The 13,899-nt window shown below is 73.9% G+C and carries 16 protein-coding genes; 9 read left to right on the forward strand and 7 right to left on the reverse strand.

Translation table 11 applies throughout. From position 1 onward, the window contains the following. Positions 1–423 (forward strand): DDE-type integrase/transposase/recombinase (locus tag NUM_RS11915; RefSeq protein ID WP_207124872.1); only part of this gene is annotated, 423 nt, incomplete at its 5' end. 895 nt (positions 424–1,318) lie between these two features. Here NUM_RS11915 and NUM_RS11920 read toward each other — a convergent pair. Both NUM_RS11920 and NUM_RS11925 read right to left on the reverse strand, forming a co-directional pair. Further along, positions 1,319–1,891 (reverse strand): DinB family protein, encoded by a 573-nt coding sequence (locus NUM_RS11920; protein ID WP_207124873.1) that lies wholly within the window; start codon positions 1,889–1,891, stop codon positions 1,319–1,321. 81 nt (positions 1,892–1,972) lie between these two features. Continuing rightward, positions 1,973–2,716, reverse strand: a complete 744-nt coding sequence (locus tag NUM_RS11925; RefSeq protein WP_207124924.1) for a phosphotransferase family protein — start codon at positions 2,714–2,716, stop codon at positions 1,973–1,975. Positions 2,717–2,879: 163 nt separating this feature from the next. Between NUM_RS11925 and NUM_RS11930 the strand changes: the two genes are divergently transcribed. Together NUM_RS11930 and NUM_RS11935 are read left to right on the forward strand one after the other, a co-directional pair. Then, a complete protein-coding gene (locus NUM_RS11930; RefSeq protein WP_207124874.1) occupies positions 2,880–3,377 on the forward strand; it encodes a YcxB family protein in 498 nt (165 codons plus the stop codon). A gap of 109 nt (positions 3,378–3,486) precedes the next feature. Beyond that, a complete protein-coding gene (locus NUM_RS11935) occupies positions 3,487–4,005 on the forward strand; it encodes a hypothetical protein (RefSeq protein ID WP_207124875.1) in 519 nt (172 codons plus the stop codon). 13 nt (positions 4,006–4,018) lie between these two features. Here the strand turns inward: NUM_RS11935 and NUM_RS11940 are convergent, their stop codons facing one another. From NUM_RS11940 to NUM_RS11950, 3 genes are all read right to left on the reverse strand, one after another. Then, on the reverse strand, positions 4,019–5,065 hold the full coding sequence (locus NUM_RS11940; protein WP_207124876.1) for an amidohydrolase family protein: 1,047 nt from the start codon (positions 5,063–5,065) through the stop codon (positions 4,019–4,021). 79 nt (positions 5,066–5,144) lie between these two features. Continuing rightward, positions 5,145–5,588, reverse strand: a complete 444-nt coding sequence (locus NUM_RS11945) for a carboxymuconolactone decarboxylase family protein (RefSeq protein WP_207124877.1) — start codon at positions 5,586–5,588, stop codon at positions 5,145–5,147. A gap of 100 nt (positions 5,589–5,688) precedes the next feature. After that, entirely contained in the window at positions 5,689–6,453 is a 765-nt protein-coding gene (locus NUM_RS11950; RefSeq protein WP_207124878.1) for an SDR family NAD(P)-dependent oxidoreductase, read from the reverse strand. Positions 6,454–6,816: 363 nt separating this feature from the next. On the opposite strand from NUM_RS11950, the gene NUM_RS11955 reads away from it, so the two are divergent. The 3 genes from NUM_RS11955 to NUM_RS11965 all read left to right on the forward strand — a co-directional run bounded on the left by NUM_RS11955 (position 6,817) and on the right by NUM_RS11965 (position 9,305). Then, complete coding sequence (locus NUM_RS11955; RefSeq protein ID WP_207124879.1) at positions 6,817–7,116, forward strand: hypothetical protein; 300 nt, start codon at positions 6,817–6,819, stop codon at positions 7,114–7,116. A 144-nt stretch (positions 7,117–7,260) separates the two neighbouring features. Beyond that, on the forward strand, positions 7,261–7,800 hold the full coding sequence (locus NUM_RS11960; protein WP_207124880.1) for a hypothetical protein: 540 nt from the start codon (positions 7,261–7,263) through the stop codon (positions 7,798–7,800). Positions 7,801–8,063: 263 nt separating this feature from the next. Continuing rightward, positions 8,064–9,305, forward strand: a complete 1,242-nt coding sequence (locus NUM_RS11965; protein ID WP_207124881.1) for an amidohydrolase family protein — start codon at positions 8,064–8,066, stop codon at positions 9,303–9,305. Here the strand turns inward: NUM_RS11965 and NUM_RS11970 are convergent. Next, positions 9,286–10,803 (reverse strand): MFS transporter, encoded by a 1,518-nt coding sequence (locus NUM_RS11970; protein WP_207124882.1) that lies wholly within the window; start codon positions 10,801–10,803, stop codon positions 9,286–9,288. The genes NUM_RS11965 and NUM_RS11970 overlap by 20 nt on opposite strands. 435 nt (positions 10,804–11,238) lie before the next feature. Between NUM_RS11970 and NUM_RS11975 the strand changes: the two genes are divergently transcribed. Further along, complete coding sequence (locus NUM_RS11975; protein ID WP_207124883.1) at positions 11,239–11,877, forward strand: maltokinase N-terminal cap-like domain-containing protein; 639 nt, start codon at positions 11,239–11,241, stop codon at positions 11,875–11,877. Positions 11,878–12,035: 158 nt separating this feature from the next. Here the strand turns inward: NUM_RS11975 and NUM_RS11980 are convergent, their stop codons facing one another. After that, positions 12,036–12,794: a phosphotransferase gene (locus NUM_RS11980; RefSeq protein WP_207124884.1), complete on the reverse strand. Its 759-nt coding sequence runs from the start codon at positions 12,792–12,794 to the stop codon at positions 12,036–12,038. A 158-nt stretch (positions 12,795–12,952) separates the two neighbouring features. Here NUM_RS11980 and NUM_RS11985 point away from each other — a divergent pair, with 158 nt between their 5' ends. Together NUM_RS11985 and NUM_RS11990 are read left to right on the forward strand one after the other, a co-directional pair. Continuing rightward, positions 12,953–13,438 carry a GNAT family N-acetyltransferase gene (locus NUM_RS11985; RefSeq protein ID WP_207124885.1) on the forward strand — a complete coding sequence of 162 codons (486 nt, stop codon included), beginning with the start codon at positions 12,953–12,955 and terminating at the stop codon, positions 13,436–13,438. Between the two features lie 50 nt (positions 13,439–13,488). Beyond that, a complete protein-coding gene (locus NUM_RS11990; protein WP_207124886.1) occupies positions 13,489–13,842 on the forward strand; it encodes a VOC family protein in 354 nt (117 codons plus the stop codon). The last annotated feature ends 57 nt before the right edge of the window (positions 13,843–13,899 follow it).

Below are 13,899 nucleotides of genomic sequence, written 5' to 3' on the forward strand. Positions count from 1 at the left end.
ATCAAGGACCTGTGGTCCAACCGGATCGTCGGCTACTCGATCGGCTCCCGGATGACCTCTGATCTGGCGGTCGCCGCGTTGCAGCACGCCATCGGGCTGCGTTGCCCCGCCGCCACGATCGTGCATTCCGACCGGGGCAGCCAGTTCCGGTCCCGGAAATACGTCACCACACTGCGCCAGGCTGGGCTGACCGGGTCGATGGGACGGGTCGGTGCCTGCGGCGACAACGCGGCAATGGAGTCGTTCTTCGCCCTGCTGCAGAAGAACGTCCTCAACCGCCGCCGCTGGGCCACCCGCCAAGGGCTGCGACTGGCCATCGTCACCTGGATCGAGAAGACCTACCACCGCCGACGCCGCCAAGCCCGCCTCGGACGCCTGACCCCGATCGAGTTTGAGACCATCTACACCACACACGCGGCCTGACACCACACAACCCCGAGTGTCAACAAAACTTGGGGCAGTCCCGGTCATGCAGATGCAGCCACGGCAGGTCAGCCTCGGCCCGTACTGCTTCGAAGACCCGGTTCACGTTCCGCGGCTCCAACGGCGTCCCGATCAAGGCGCCGCTGGCGCCGCCGTCGACGAGCACCGCCAGGACCAGGACGAGCTGTCGGGCACGGTCTTACGCTCGCCTCTGTGTGGCCACCGTTCGTAGTGGTTCCGGGCGAGCGCCGCCGCGATGGCCCAAGACCGGGGCCATCTTGCCCCCCGAGATCTGCCGGTCACGACCCGCCGGACGAGACGAGCCGCAGCGCAGCGTTCCGACCTTCACCGCCTGGCCGTGGGCTGGCTTATGGTCGTGGACATGCCGAGGCCCCCGAACCCACCGACCCAGAACGCGAGGCGCACCTTGGCCGTATCGCGCTGTGGCTGACCCGCGAAGACCTGGAGTGGTTGGCGTCTCGCTGCGCCTGCACCGACACGACGCCGAACGAGGAACGCGACCAGTGCGGCCGCATTCGCTTCCGTGCGCGCGCGGCGCTGCACAAAGCGAGAGCGACGCCGACAGCGACGGATGATCTGTAGCCAAAGGTGTAGCCAAGACAGCCGACATGGCAGACGTCGGCCGACAACAGGCGGGCCGGTAACCGCATGCGGTAGACCGATGTCGGCAGACGCCCAGCCACGATCAGCGTGGACTTTGCAAGGCGGGTCGGGGGTTCAAGTCCCCTCAGCTCCACCCAGGTCTCCCCAGGCCAGGAACCCGTAGTTCGAAGCGGTGGTCGGCGTTTCAACGGACCGTGGCGGCAGAAGCCAGCAGCGCGTCGGTCGTGGTCGACTGACTGTTCGGGGTTGCGGCGACGTCCGATCGTGCTGATCAGTGGAAGCGGTTGGCGATCGTGGTCAGTCGGTACGTGTGGGCCGGCCAGTCGGTGTTGCTGGGCATGTTGTCGTTCGCTGGCAGCAGCCCGACCGAGCCGTCGAGCTGTTCGCGCAGGATGTCGGCGTGGCCGGCGTGCCGCTGCAGGTCGGCGGTCTTGTGCACCATCACTTCGTGCAGCGTGACTTCCGCGCCGCCCCAGTGCGCGACGTGTCCGATCGCGTCCAACGGCAGCGCGTCGATCGTCTCGTCGGCGAAGGCCTGTACGCGGCGGTAGAGGTCGACGATCCCGGCGGCAGTCTCGTCTTCGGTGGCGTACCAGCCGGCGAGCGGGTCGGGGTCGTCGGCGGGTACGAGCTCGTCCGGTGTGGGCCACTCGCGGCCGAAGGTCGGGCCGAAGTAGCTGACCTCGGTGTTCAACGCGTGCTTGACGAGGCCCAGCAGATTGGTACCGGTCGGCGTACGGGGCAGCCGCAGGTCGCGCTCGGAAAGGCCGTCCAGCTTCCACAGCAGCACGTCTCGTGCGCTCTGCAGGTAACTCTTCAGTACGTTCTTCGGTGCGCTCGCCATGCGCGTAGCTTGGCACGGCGGGCGCTTGCGGTGCGCTCGGCGAGCGCACGTCGGGGGCTGGCGGCGCGGTCGGCAGGCGCGCTACTGGGAGCGCAGTACCTCGAACTCGCAGCCGGGTGAGTCCGGGTCGAAGCCGTGCTCGATCAGCCAGCGGGCCGCGCTGAGGCTGCGCAACGACCACCACGCGCGGATCACGTCGACGTCGACGCCGGTACCGTAGCCGGCCACGACATCGGCAAGGTGCTCCTCGTGCCCCAGCGTCAGGATGGCGAGGTCGAACATCGCGTCGCCCTGGCTGGCCTCGGACCAGTCGAGTACCCCGGTGAGTTCGTCACCGTCCACGAACACGTGGGTGAGCTGCAGGTCGCCGTGGATGAACACCGGCGTGAACGGCCGCAGCGCGGCTTCGGCGATCTGCCGGTTGCGGGTGACCAGGTCGGCGGGCAGGACGTCGTTCGCCACCAGCCAGGCGCATTCCTGGTCGAGGCGCGCCACGATCTCGTCCTGGTCCTTGCCGGGCCACGGTGGAAGCGGCGCCTCGTGCAGCCTCCGTACGGCGGCGCCGGCCGCGGCCCAGGCCGCCGGTGAGGCGGGCGACGGCGCGCCGAGGGTGCCGAGCGCCGTGCCGGGCAGGGCGGCGAGCGCGAGTACCGCCGGCTTGTGCCACAGCACTTCCGCGGTCGGGATCGGCGCCCTGGCCATCGCCTCGACCTCGACGTCGAGCCGGCCCGGGTCGGAGTCGACCTTCAGGAACATGTCGCCGACCCGCAACGTCGTCCGTTCCTGGTGGGCGACGACGATCTCGATCTCCTGCACGCCGACCATCATCGCGGCCGGTCCCTTTCGTCGCCAACGGGTTTGTCGCTCTCGCCGGCAGCGGCCAGGGCGAGCGATCCGTGCGGACGGCCCGCGTGCGTTCGGGCGCCGGGGTCGACAGGAACGCGCCGGCTTGGAACGCTGTCGGTGCCCTGGAGCGGAGGGGAGTGCGATGCGCGTCGAGTTCACGACACGTCGGGACGAGCAGTACTGGCGGCAGCTGTTGCGGGACCGGTCCTCGACGAACTCCGGTTGGGGCGTCTACTTCTTCTGGCTGCTGGTACTGGCGATCGGTCTGTGCTTCGCGACCGGCGGCGGGGTCGCCATCGTCGCCGGCCTGATCGTGCTGTGCGTCCTGGTCCTGTTCGGTCAGGCGTACCTGTTTCCGGTGCGGCGGGCCATGAAGCGGCTCCCGTCGTACGCGTCGAACCCGCGCCGGATCGTCTGCGACGCGGACGGCGTGACGGTGGAGTCGGACCTCGTGAACTGCCGGTACGGCTGGGGAGTCTTCACCCACGCCCGCCGGAAGCCGTTCGCGTACCTGCTGTTCGCCGGTTCCCGGCAGTACGTCGACCTGCCCCGGGCCGATCTGACCGACGATCAGGACGAGCAACTGCGCGAACTTCTCACCGACCGCGACCTGCTCACCTACGGCCCACCGACCAGTTGACCCGACGCGGTACCGAACGCCGCGCCGAGCGCAAGGCTGCGCCCGGCCTGACGGTCGCTCCGCCATTGGCGTGCTGGGAGTTGTCGTACCGGCGAGGAACGATCCGGCCATGGGATCCACAGGGATGTTCCTGGTGGCTCGCGGTGGCCCCGAACTCGCGGCCTGGGCGAGCGCGAACGCCGACGGCGCGGAGTGCGACGGGCGACCGCTGGGCGCCGAGTGGTGGTTCTGTCAGGTACACACGCACGAGATCTTCAGCCCCGCGGATTTCGCCGCCGGCATGGTGGCGGAGACCTCGGCGCCCGCGCTTGCCGGCTACGTCGTGGACAACGATTTCGCCGAGGTGTCGTGCGACAGCCCGGCGGGGGTGCGGCACACCTTCCTGCTGGATCCGGATGCGGCGCTGGATTCGTTCATGCCGTGGGATCCGCCGCCGGCGGAGCCGCCCGCAGTGGAAGACACGGTGGCCGAGCTGATGCGCTGGTCCGCCGAGTGCGGGTTGTCCGCCGTGCCGGCCGCGATCGCCGCAGCCATCCCGATCCGGCCCGGCCCGTTCGGGGAAGGGGTGGACGGTCTGCTGTCCGCGCTGGGCGTGCCGGGGGTCTCGTGCGAGGTGCCGGCCGAGTAGCCGGGCTGAACCGTCAGCGGTGGTGGCGGAGGGTGCCGCGGAGCACGACGGCGAGCGGCCTGTCCAGTGTGGACAGATCGGTGCGCGGGTCGGCGTCGTAGACGACGACGTCGGCCGGCGCGCCGTCGACCAGGCCGTCCAGACCGAGGTAGGAGCGGGCCGTCCAGGACGCGGCGCCCAGCGCGGCATCGGCCGGGACGCCCGCGGCGACCAGGGCGCGCACCTCGTCGGCGATCCGGCCGTGCGGTCGCGAGTCGGTACCGGCGAGCAGCGTGACGCCCGCCTCGGCCGCGGCGGCGGCCAGTGCGGCATGCACGCCGGCGCCGGACAGGTACCAGCGGCGTCGGGGGCTGTCCGGCTGCCGCTCCACCCGGTGCAGCGAGTCGGTGATGGTCGCGAGGGTCGGGGTCAGCGCCGTGCCTTGCGCCGCCATCTGGCTCAACAGTGCGGGATCCAGGCACATGCCGTGTTCCAGCGAGTCGACCCCGGCGGCGACTGCGGCGGCGCCGCCGGCGGCGTGCTGGGAGTGCACCGCGAGCCGGCCGCCGACCGCGTGCACCCGGCGCACCGTCTCGCGCAGCACCTCGGCCGGCACCGGCTCGTCGCCGGGGTGCCAGTCGGTGATGATCTTCGCCCAGCCGGTACGGCTGGCCTGTTCGGCCGCGACGCCGGGCAGGTCGGCGAGGTCGGCACGCCGGCCCCAGTTGTCGAAGAAGGTGTCGTGCTGGGCGATCCACGGCCCGGCGTGCACGGCACGAGGGACGTCGGGATCGGCGCCGAACCAGGCCGGCGGGTCGGCGGCGATGCCCGGCGCCCGGATCATCGTCACCCCGGCGGCGACATGGTCGTGCAGATCGGCCCGGAGCAACTCGAGGTCGAGCGGCTGACCGGGGTGCTCGGCGCCGGGATGGGTGTGCGCGTCGACGAGGCCGGGCAGCAGCCAGCCCTCGGCGACGAGCTCCGCGCCCGGCACCGGGTCGGTCGCCCACCGGTCGCCGTCCGCGTACAGGTCGAGCCAGCGACCGTCGGGCAGACCGTGCCCGCGTACCCGTAGCACCATCGGCTCTCCCTCCGCCGTACCCGAAGATCCCCGTGGGAGCACCCTCGGCGAGGATCCTCACGGTACGCGGGCGGGCCGGTCAGACGTGCTTCGGCGGCTGCGTCCGGTTGGTGATGCTGATCCGGTTCCACACGTTGATCACGGCGATCGCGAGGACCAGGTCGGCGAGTTCCTGGTCGTCGAAGTGCTGGGTGGCCGGCTCCCACACCTCGTCCGGCACACCGTCCGGGCCCAGCTTGGTCACCGCGTCGGTCAGCGCCAGGACCGCGCGCTCCCGGTCGTCGAAGAACGGGCCGTCCTGCCAGGCCGCCACCGCGAACAGCCGGCGGCTGTCCTCGCCCGCGGCGGTCGCCTCGCGGCTGTGCATGTCGACGCAGTAGGCGCAGCCGTTCAGGACGGAGGCGCGCAGCTGGATCAGGTGCAGCAGGGTGCCGTCGACCCGCTCGTCGACGAAGTTCTGCAGCCCCATCACCTGCTGGATCCCTGCCTGCACGCTGGCCATGCCGAGTCGTTGCTTGCTCATCGTTCCTGCTCCCCTCGTCGGAATGCGTCTCACCAGGTAGACGAGAGGGTGCCGGGAGCTGTGACGTGAACCGCGTCACCGGCCGGGATGGGCGCCGTGATCAGGGGGTGCGGCCCGACAGCCGAGTGAACAGGTGCCGCGGGCCGGCCGAGGCGCCGCCGTCGACCGGCAGCGTCACCCCGGTGATCCAGGACGCGTCGGGCGAGCAGAGGAACGCGAGCGCGTTGGCGATGTCCTCCGGCTCGCCGATCCGGCCGAGCGGGTACAGCACGGCCATCTGGTCCGGCCGGCCCGGCTGGTCGTCCCAGACCCGGGTACGCACCGTGCCCGGCGCGACCAGGTTCACCCGGATGCCGCGCGGCCCGAGCTCCGCCCCGAGCTGCTGGGTGAGGTTGACCAGCCCGGCCTTCGCCGCCGAGTACGGTGCCCCGCCCCAGGCGGCGAGCCCGTTCACCGAGCCGACGAGGGCGATCGCGCCGCCGGCGGACATCCGCGGTACCGCGGCCCGGATGCACCGGACCACGCCGTACAGGTTGAGCTCGGTCAGGCGGCGCCAGTCGTCGTCGGTCTGGTCCAGGAAGTCCGGCGGCGTGCCTTTGTCGCCGCCGGCGGTGCAGACCAGATGGTCCAGCCGGCCGAACCGGTCGACGCACTCGGCGACGCAGGCATCGACGGATGCCGGGTCGGTCACGTCCAGGTGCGCCGCGCGTACGCCGGGGTCGGTGGCGAGGTCCTGCGCCGCGGCGAGGTCGACGTCGGCGGCGAGCACCCGGGCGTCGGTGGCGCGGAACTTCCGTACGGTCGCGCGGCCGATGCCGTGCCCGGCGCCGGTGACGAGCACGACCGGGCTGGTCGATGGGGTCATGCCAGCAGGTTAGGACCTACCGGCTGGATCGCGGATGCGACACCGTGGCTCGCCCGACGGCCACGTTCGCGGTGCCGCCCCGCGAACGCCGGCGAGGCGGTTCGAGGCGGGGACCCGAGGTGCGGCGGCCCGGCCGGTCCCGGTTCGGCGCCGCGACCCGCACGCGGTGCGGTTGGCCGAGGCCGGTCGAACGCCGTGGCCCGGCAGGTGGCCCGGTTGGCTGGGGCCGACCTCGCGTGCAGCGGCCAGTGGGTCGGAGTCGAGGTGATGCGGCGACCTCGGGGGGCTGCGGTGCGGTCAGGGCGGGAGGGGTTCGCTGCTTGACTGGCCCGGCGGTTCCGGCCGGCGTGCGAGGATGGGCGCGTGGTCGTGGCGGGCGTGGTCGGGCTGGTGCTCGGCGTGGCGTCGGCGGTCGTGGTCGTGCTGGCGGCGGTCGGGGTGCTGGCCGGCTCGGCCGGCGGCTACGTGTGCCTGTCGCTGTGCGCGGTCGGGTTCGGCGCCGCGGGGGTGGCACTGCTCGCCGGCAGCCGGGTGATGCCCCACGGTTGGCCGCCACGCCAGGAAGAGTCCGGTGCGGACGGTGGGCCGGCGTCGGCAGACGGGGACCGTGCGCCGGGATCCGGAGAACCGACAGGCGGACCGGCGGGCGAGGACACCCCCTGAGCCCCGCGTGACGCCGGTGGCCGACGCGGAGCGCTGGCAGGATCGCCCGTGGCGGCGAACGACCTCCGGATCTCCCCCGGGCGGGGGAGCGGTCTCCCTCGCCGCGGGAAGGGACGGCGACGCGCGCGAAGCCAGTATCGAGCCATGACAGCCGCTTCGCTCGTGCCCGCCCACCCGGTGTCGATTTCGGCAGGTCGTCGACCGCGCCGCTGGGTCGGGTGGGCGGCGCACGCCGCCGCGCTGACCGCCCTGCCGTCCGGACTGTGGCGCATCGTCGTCGCCCTGGGCGGGCCGTCCGGGTACACGCCGGCCGGGCTGCTGGAGATCTGCCCGCCCGGTCTCGCCGGGCCGGCCTACCTGCTCACCTTGAGCGTGCTGACCGAACTGGCGGCGGTGGCGACGCTCGGGCTGGTACGCCCGTGGGGCGAGCGGGTGCCGCGGTGGGTGCCGGTGCTCGGTGGCCGGACGGTGCCGTATCGAGCGGTGATCGCCGTCGCGGGCGTCGGCGTGGCGGTGCTCGCGGCGCTGTGGACGCCGATGCTGTTCTGGTGGATGCTGCCCCATCCGGGCATGACCGAGATGGGCCGGTTGCTGGTCGGGTTGCTCTATCAGCCGCTGGCGGCCTGGTCACCGCTGCTCGCCGTGGTCACGGTCGACTACTGGCGCCGCCGGCGACCTGGATGACCGCGACGCCGCGCCGCTGCCGACGAACCTGCCGGACCGCCCCGCCCAGGCCTCCGCCGAGCCGCCGGGCTTCCGGGCCGAGCCGCTGGACTTTCCCGGCCGGGCCGCCGAGTGTCCGGACCGCCGAGTGTCCGGGCCGGTCCGGCGAGTGTCCGGGCCGATCCGCCGGGCTCTCCGGCCGGGCAGCCGGGTCTCCGGGTCCGGGCGCCGGCGCCGGGGAAATGGTGCGCGGGCGGGCGGCAGGGCCGGTTACGGTGGCCGGCGTGTGGTTGACGCGTGCGCGGTACCTGGCCCCCGACGGGACGTTCGGCGAGGCCGACCTCGAGGTCGCCGACGGGGTGATCGGCCGGATCGAACCGGCCGGCAGCCAACCGTCCGATGTGGACTGTTCCGGCCTGGTGGTGTTGCCGGGACTGGTGAACGGTCACTTCCACAGCCAGTCGACGGCGGTCCGCGGACTGGAGTTCGGGTACGAGATCTTCGACTGGTTCGGTGACTCCCCGGCCGGGCGGGCCCAGCAGCGCGTCGGCGCCTGGATGGACGACCCGGCGAACCTCGACCGGATCGCCGCCGTGATCCGGTACGAGTACCTCACCCTGCTGCGGCAGGGCGTGACGATGGTGGCCGACTGCGGTTTCGGCGAGCATTCGCCGCGGCTGCTGGCCGATGCCGGTGCCGCGGTGGGCATCCGGTCGCTGCCGCAGGCGTACGACGACTGGGTGGAGAAGGTGCCGGATCCGGCCGGGGTCACGGTCAACATCGAGTCGGAGGAGGACCTGACCGCCGAGGCGGTGGCGCTCGCCGAACGCTACCGGGACGAGTACCAGCCGATCTTCGCGCTGCACTGCCTGGAGACGGTCCGCCGGCGGGAACTCGTGGTGGAGCGGTGGGGTGCGTCGACGATCGAGGTGCTTCGGCGGCACGGCCTGCTCGGCCCCCGTACGGTGCTGTTCCACGGCTGCGAGATGGACCGGGCGGACGTCGCACTGGTGGCCGAGGCGGGCGCCGCGGTGATGCACTGCCCGGTGTCGAACCTGGCGCTGCACGGGCGGATCCCGCCGGCGGTCGAGTGGCGGCGGGCGGGCGTCACCCTCGGCCTGGGTACCGACTGGGGTGACACGGACATGTGGGGCACCATGCGCGCCGCCTGGCTGCTGCAGCAGCGCGAGCCGGACCGGCCGCGCCGGGCCAGCCCGGCCGACGTGCTCCGGATGGCCAGCCGCGGCGGCGCGCTCGGCTACTCGCGGGACGACCTGGGGGAGATCGCTTCCGGCCGGTCCGCCGACCTGGTGCTGCTGGACGCCGACCGGCTCGGCCCGGCGCACCGTGACCCGGACACGCTGGCCTGGTCGGTCCTGACCGACGGGAGTGCCGCGCTGGTCCGGCACGTGCTGGTCGGCGGCGAGTGGGTGCTCCGGGACGGCGCGCCGACCCGGGTGGACGGTGAGGCCGTCGGCGCCGAGTACCGGCAGATCGTCGCGGAACTCACCGGCGCCCCGGCCTGATTCCCCGGCCGCCCCGACCGGCGGAAGGGTCCGGTCGGTGCGGGTCGAGGGTGCGGCGGGAGCGGGCGACGAGGAGCGCGGCCGCCGCGGCGGCGAGGACCGGGAGCAGGAACCCGGCGCGCGGGCCGTACGCGTCGACGAGCCGGCCGGCCGCCGCCGCACCGACCGCGACCCCGAGCGAGCACGCGCCGCCCAGCCAGGCGAACGCCTCGGCCAGCTGCCCCGCCCCGACCCGCTGCTCCACCACGGTGTTGCCGGCGATCACCGTCGGCGCGACCGCGAGCCCGGGAACCGCCACGGCCGCCGCGAGCAGGCCGAGGCCGGGGACGAACGGCAGCAGCGCGCAGCCGGCGGCGAGGCACCCGAACCCGACGGCGACCCGCCGGTACGGCGCGGACCGCCAGCCGATCGCGCCGTAGCCGAGACCCGCGCACATGCTGGCGACGCCGAAGCAGCCGTACACCGGGCCGGCCGCGGCAGCGTGCCCGTACCCGCCGGTGACCGCGGCGATGCTCACCTGGACGCCGCTGAACACGACGCCGGTGGCGACGAACGCGCCGGCCATCACGCGCAGCGCCGGTACGGCCAGCGCGCCGGCCGCGCCGCGCCGGAATCGCCGCCGCCTCCCCGGATCCGACGACACCGACCTGCCGCGGGTACCGCACGCCAGCGCCCCGCCCACCGCGGTCGGCGTCGGCCTCCCGCCCATCGCTGGCGGCGCGGGTGGGCCGCTCACTGCGGTCGGAGCCGGTACCCCGGTCGGCGTGGTCGGAGCCGATACCCCGCTCGTCGCGGACGGCGTGGCGGGCGCGGACGTGGCCGACGTCGGAGCTTCGGGTGCGGCGGTTCGCGACGACGGTGCGCGGGCGGGCGAGCCGGACCGTCCGGCGGTCGGTCGCGGAGGTCGTTGGACCGCCATCGCGACGCCACCGGTCAGTACCAGCAGCGCGGTGAGCAGCGGGGCGAGGACCGGTTGGACGGTGCTGCCGAGGACGGTGGCGAGCACCGGCCCGACCACGAAGGTGAGATCGTCGGTCAGCGATTCGAGCGCGAACCCGGTGGAGAGCACGGCCCGGTCCGGCGTCAGCGACGACCAGCGGGCCCGGGTCAGCGAACCCGCGGCGGGCGTGCAGAGGCCGGCGACGGCCGCCGTGGCGTACCAGAGCGGTGGTGGTGCGGCGGTCGCGACCGCGACGACGAGACAGACCACGCCGAGCGCGTTGCCGGCGACCAGCGGCGGCAGCACCCGGCGCGGGCCGTACCGGTCGGTGAGGCGGGCGGCCAGCGGCCCGCCGACGGTACCGGCGACGGCGAGGGTGCCGACGACCGCGCCGGCGGTCGCGTACCCGCCGGTCGCGTGCCGGATCAGCACGAGTACGCCGAGGCTGAGCATGGCGGCGCCGAGCCGGATCGGCAGCGACGCGGCGTAGTAGCGGACGGCGCCGGTGACGCGGATCGCCGCGGCGTACCGCCCGACGCCGGTGCGCAGGACCGCCACGCACCGGCCGAAGCCGGTGTGCAGAGCCGTCGCGCACCGGCCAATGCCGGTAGGCAGGCGGCGCCGTCGGGGTGAGGTGGGCAGGGTGGAGGCGGGCGCGGATCGCCGGCCGAGACGCGTCGGCACGGTGGTTCCCTTTCCGCTGCCGACGGGTCCAGCTCCGCGGGAGTCGTCCCGCGCGAAACCGGCGAGGCACCGGACCGCGGGCGTCCGCGTGACTCGGTCCGTGCTCCGAAGACCAGTAGCCGTCCATGGTGACGCGGGGCGGGACGCGGCCCCGGACGTCGGCTACACCCGGCAGGAGATGTCGGTGTCCTGGTACGACGACCATACGCCGAGTGGCCGGTGCTGTGATCCGTGGCGCCGCGGTACCGCCGGCCGCCGTTGCGGTGCGAGGCTGGACGAGCGACGTAGACAGGACACCGAGGAGCGCCGATGGCCGTCATCCACCAGACCACGCTGGTACCGACCAAGCTCGACTTGTTGACCGGCTGGCTGCCGAAGCAGCCCTGGTACGTGGCGGGATCGGGCCGGCCGGAACTCGCCCGGGCCGGCGGGTTCCGGCTGGACGACCCGGCCGGCGAGGTGGGGCTGGAGTTCATGGCGGTCGCCGACGGAGCGACCACCTACCTCGTCCCGATGGCGTACCGCGCCGCGCCGCTGGCCGGCGCCGACGCGGCGCTGATCGGTACCGCGGAGCACGGGGTGCTGGGGCCGCGCTGGATCTACGACGGCGGCCACGACCCGGTGTTGGTGACGCAGCTGGTTGCGCTGATCCAGGGCACCGCCGAGCCGCAGGCGCAGCGGCAGAGCCACACGCCGGACCCGACGGTGGTGGCCCGGCCGGCGAGCACCGAACGGCTCACCGTGACCGGCATCGACACCGCCGACACCGCCGCCGGCACCGAACTGCGGGTGGCCACCGGGGCCGGCACCCTGACCGTACGGCTGCACCGGGTGCTGAGCGCCGCGCCGGCCGACGAGACGGTACCGGGCGTGGTCGCGACCTGGCTTCGCCCGGACGACACCCCGGTGCGCGCCAGCTACGCGACGGCGAGCTACCGCCCGGCCTGACTGCCGGTCCGCGGCCGGGGGACGTCGATCAACCGACCCGAGCCGGTCGCGCCGGGCCCCAGCCGAGCGGTGCGGGGCGCCAGCGCCCCGGCGTGCGTGCCACCGGGCGGGCGCGTCCGGCGGACCGGGCGGTGCGGCCGGCGTTGCTCGACGCGGGTTCACGCGAGCAGGGCGGTGCGCCACCGGTCCCGGCGTTGCTCGATGAACTCGGCGTCGTCGTGCCAGACCGTGCCGTGCCCCTCGGACCACAACCGCGCCCACGGCTGCTCGCCGCTGTCGGCGCCGCGCGCGAGCAGCTCGTACATCGCCCGCGCCGGCACCGCGAGCAGCTCGGCCAGTTCGTACCGGTCGGCCTCCGCCAGCCGGTAGCCGTCGGCGAGGGTACGCAGCCGGGCCGCGGCACCGTCCGCCCCGGTGCGCGGCGCGAGCGGGACGAACCCGTGCGCCGCGTACGCGAGGTCCCACAGCCGGCTGCCCGGCCCGGCGCCGTCCCAGTCGATGAACGCCGGCCGGTCGCCGAGCACCAGGTTCCACGGCGCGAGGTCGTGGTGCGCGATGATCTCGTCGCCGTGCGGTGGCCACAGCGCCTGCCAGCGGGCGTCGGCCGGCGGCCGGAACCCGGCGACCGCATCGTGGTACTCCCGGATCAGCCGGCCGACCGCCGCAAGCGCGGCACTGTCCTCCAGCGCGTCGAAGTGGTCCGGCCAGGCCACGGTGCCGGGCAGGTACTCCAGCACCTGCCGGCCGCGCTCGTCCAGCCCGTACGGCCGGGGCGCGCCGCGGAAGCCGACGTCGGCGAGGTGGCCGAGCAGCGCCTGCACCGCCGGGGTCCACGGCCCGGCCGGCCGCCGTACCGTGTCGCCGACGCGTACCACCCCGGCGCTCACGTTGCCCCCGGTCAACGGTTCCTCGATCATCCGCGTACGACTCCTTCGATCGGCTCGGGCCATCTTCACCTGCCGCCCGGCGCCGGCCGTACCGATATCGAGCCCGGCGCCGCGGCGTTCGCCCGGGTGTGCCGTCGCGGTGCACCGCACGCCGGTCGGCGCGGCGGCCGGGTGGGCATACTCGGCGGGTGATCGAGATTCGGCAGCTGACCGGCGACGACTGGGCGATCTACCGGGACGTGCGGCTCGCCGCGCTCACCGACGCGCCGTACGCGTTCGCGTCGACGGTGGAGCGGGAAGCGGCGTTCGACGAGTGGCAGTGGCGGGCCCAGCTCGGTCGCGCGACCTGGTTCGTCGCGTTGGCCGATCCGGCCGAGCCGCCGCTCGGCCTGGTCGGCGGGTTCGCCGAGGAGGACTCGGCCGACCTGCACCTGATCGGCATGTGGGTACGCGGTGCGGTCCGTGGCCGGGGCGTCGCCGCCGGGCTGGTCGACGGGTTCCTGACCTGGGCGAAGGGCCGGCAGCCGGCGGGGGTGGTGCTGTGGGTCGCCGACGGCAACGACCGGGCCCAGGCGTTCTACCGCCGGTACGGCTTCGGCCCGACGGGCCAGCGGCAGCCGCTACCGTCGAATCCGAACGTCGGCGAGGAGAAGTGGCGCCTGCCGCTCGGGTGACCGCGGGCAGCGACGCGGAGGCGGAGCGGGGCGATGCGCTGGGGTGAGCGATGCACGTGGTGACGGTGCTGGACTGTCACGACCTGGGGCGGGTGGCGGAGTTCTGGGCGGCGGCGCTCGGCTACCGGATCGAGGGGGAGCCGGTCGGCCGCTACCTGAGCCTGGTGCCACACACCGGTGACGGCCCCGACCTGCTGCTGCAGCGGGTACCGGAGCCCAAGGCCGGTAAGAACCGGATGCACCTGGACCTGCGGGTGGCCGACGTGGACGCCGAGGTCGACCGGCTGGTCGCGCTCGGCGCGCGCCGGCAGACCGCCGAGCCGGTCGAGGAGGCCGGCTGGAGCTGGCACGTGTTGACCGACCCGGAGGGCAACGAGTTCTGCGTGCTGCGCCCACCGTCCTGAGCCGGTCCCCGCTCACGTCTTCCGGTATGCGCTTTCCCCGGTACCCGCCGTCCCGGT

The sequence above is a fragment of the Actinocatenispora comari genome, assembly GCF_017312725.1.
In the GTDB taxonomy this organism is placed as follows: domain Bacteria; phylum Actinomycetota; class Actinomycetes; order Mycobacteriales; family Micromonosporaceae; genus Actinocatenispora; species Actinocatenispora comari.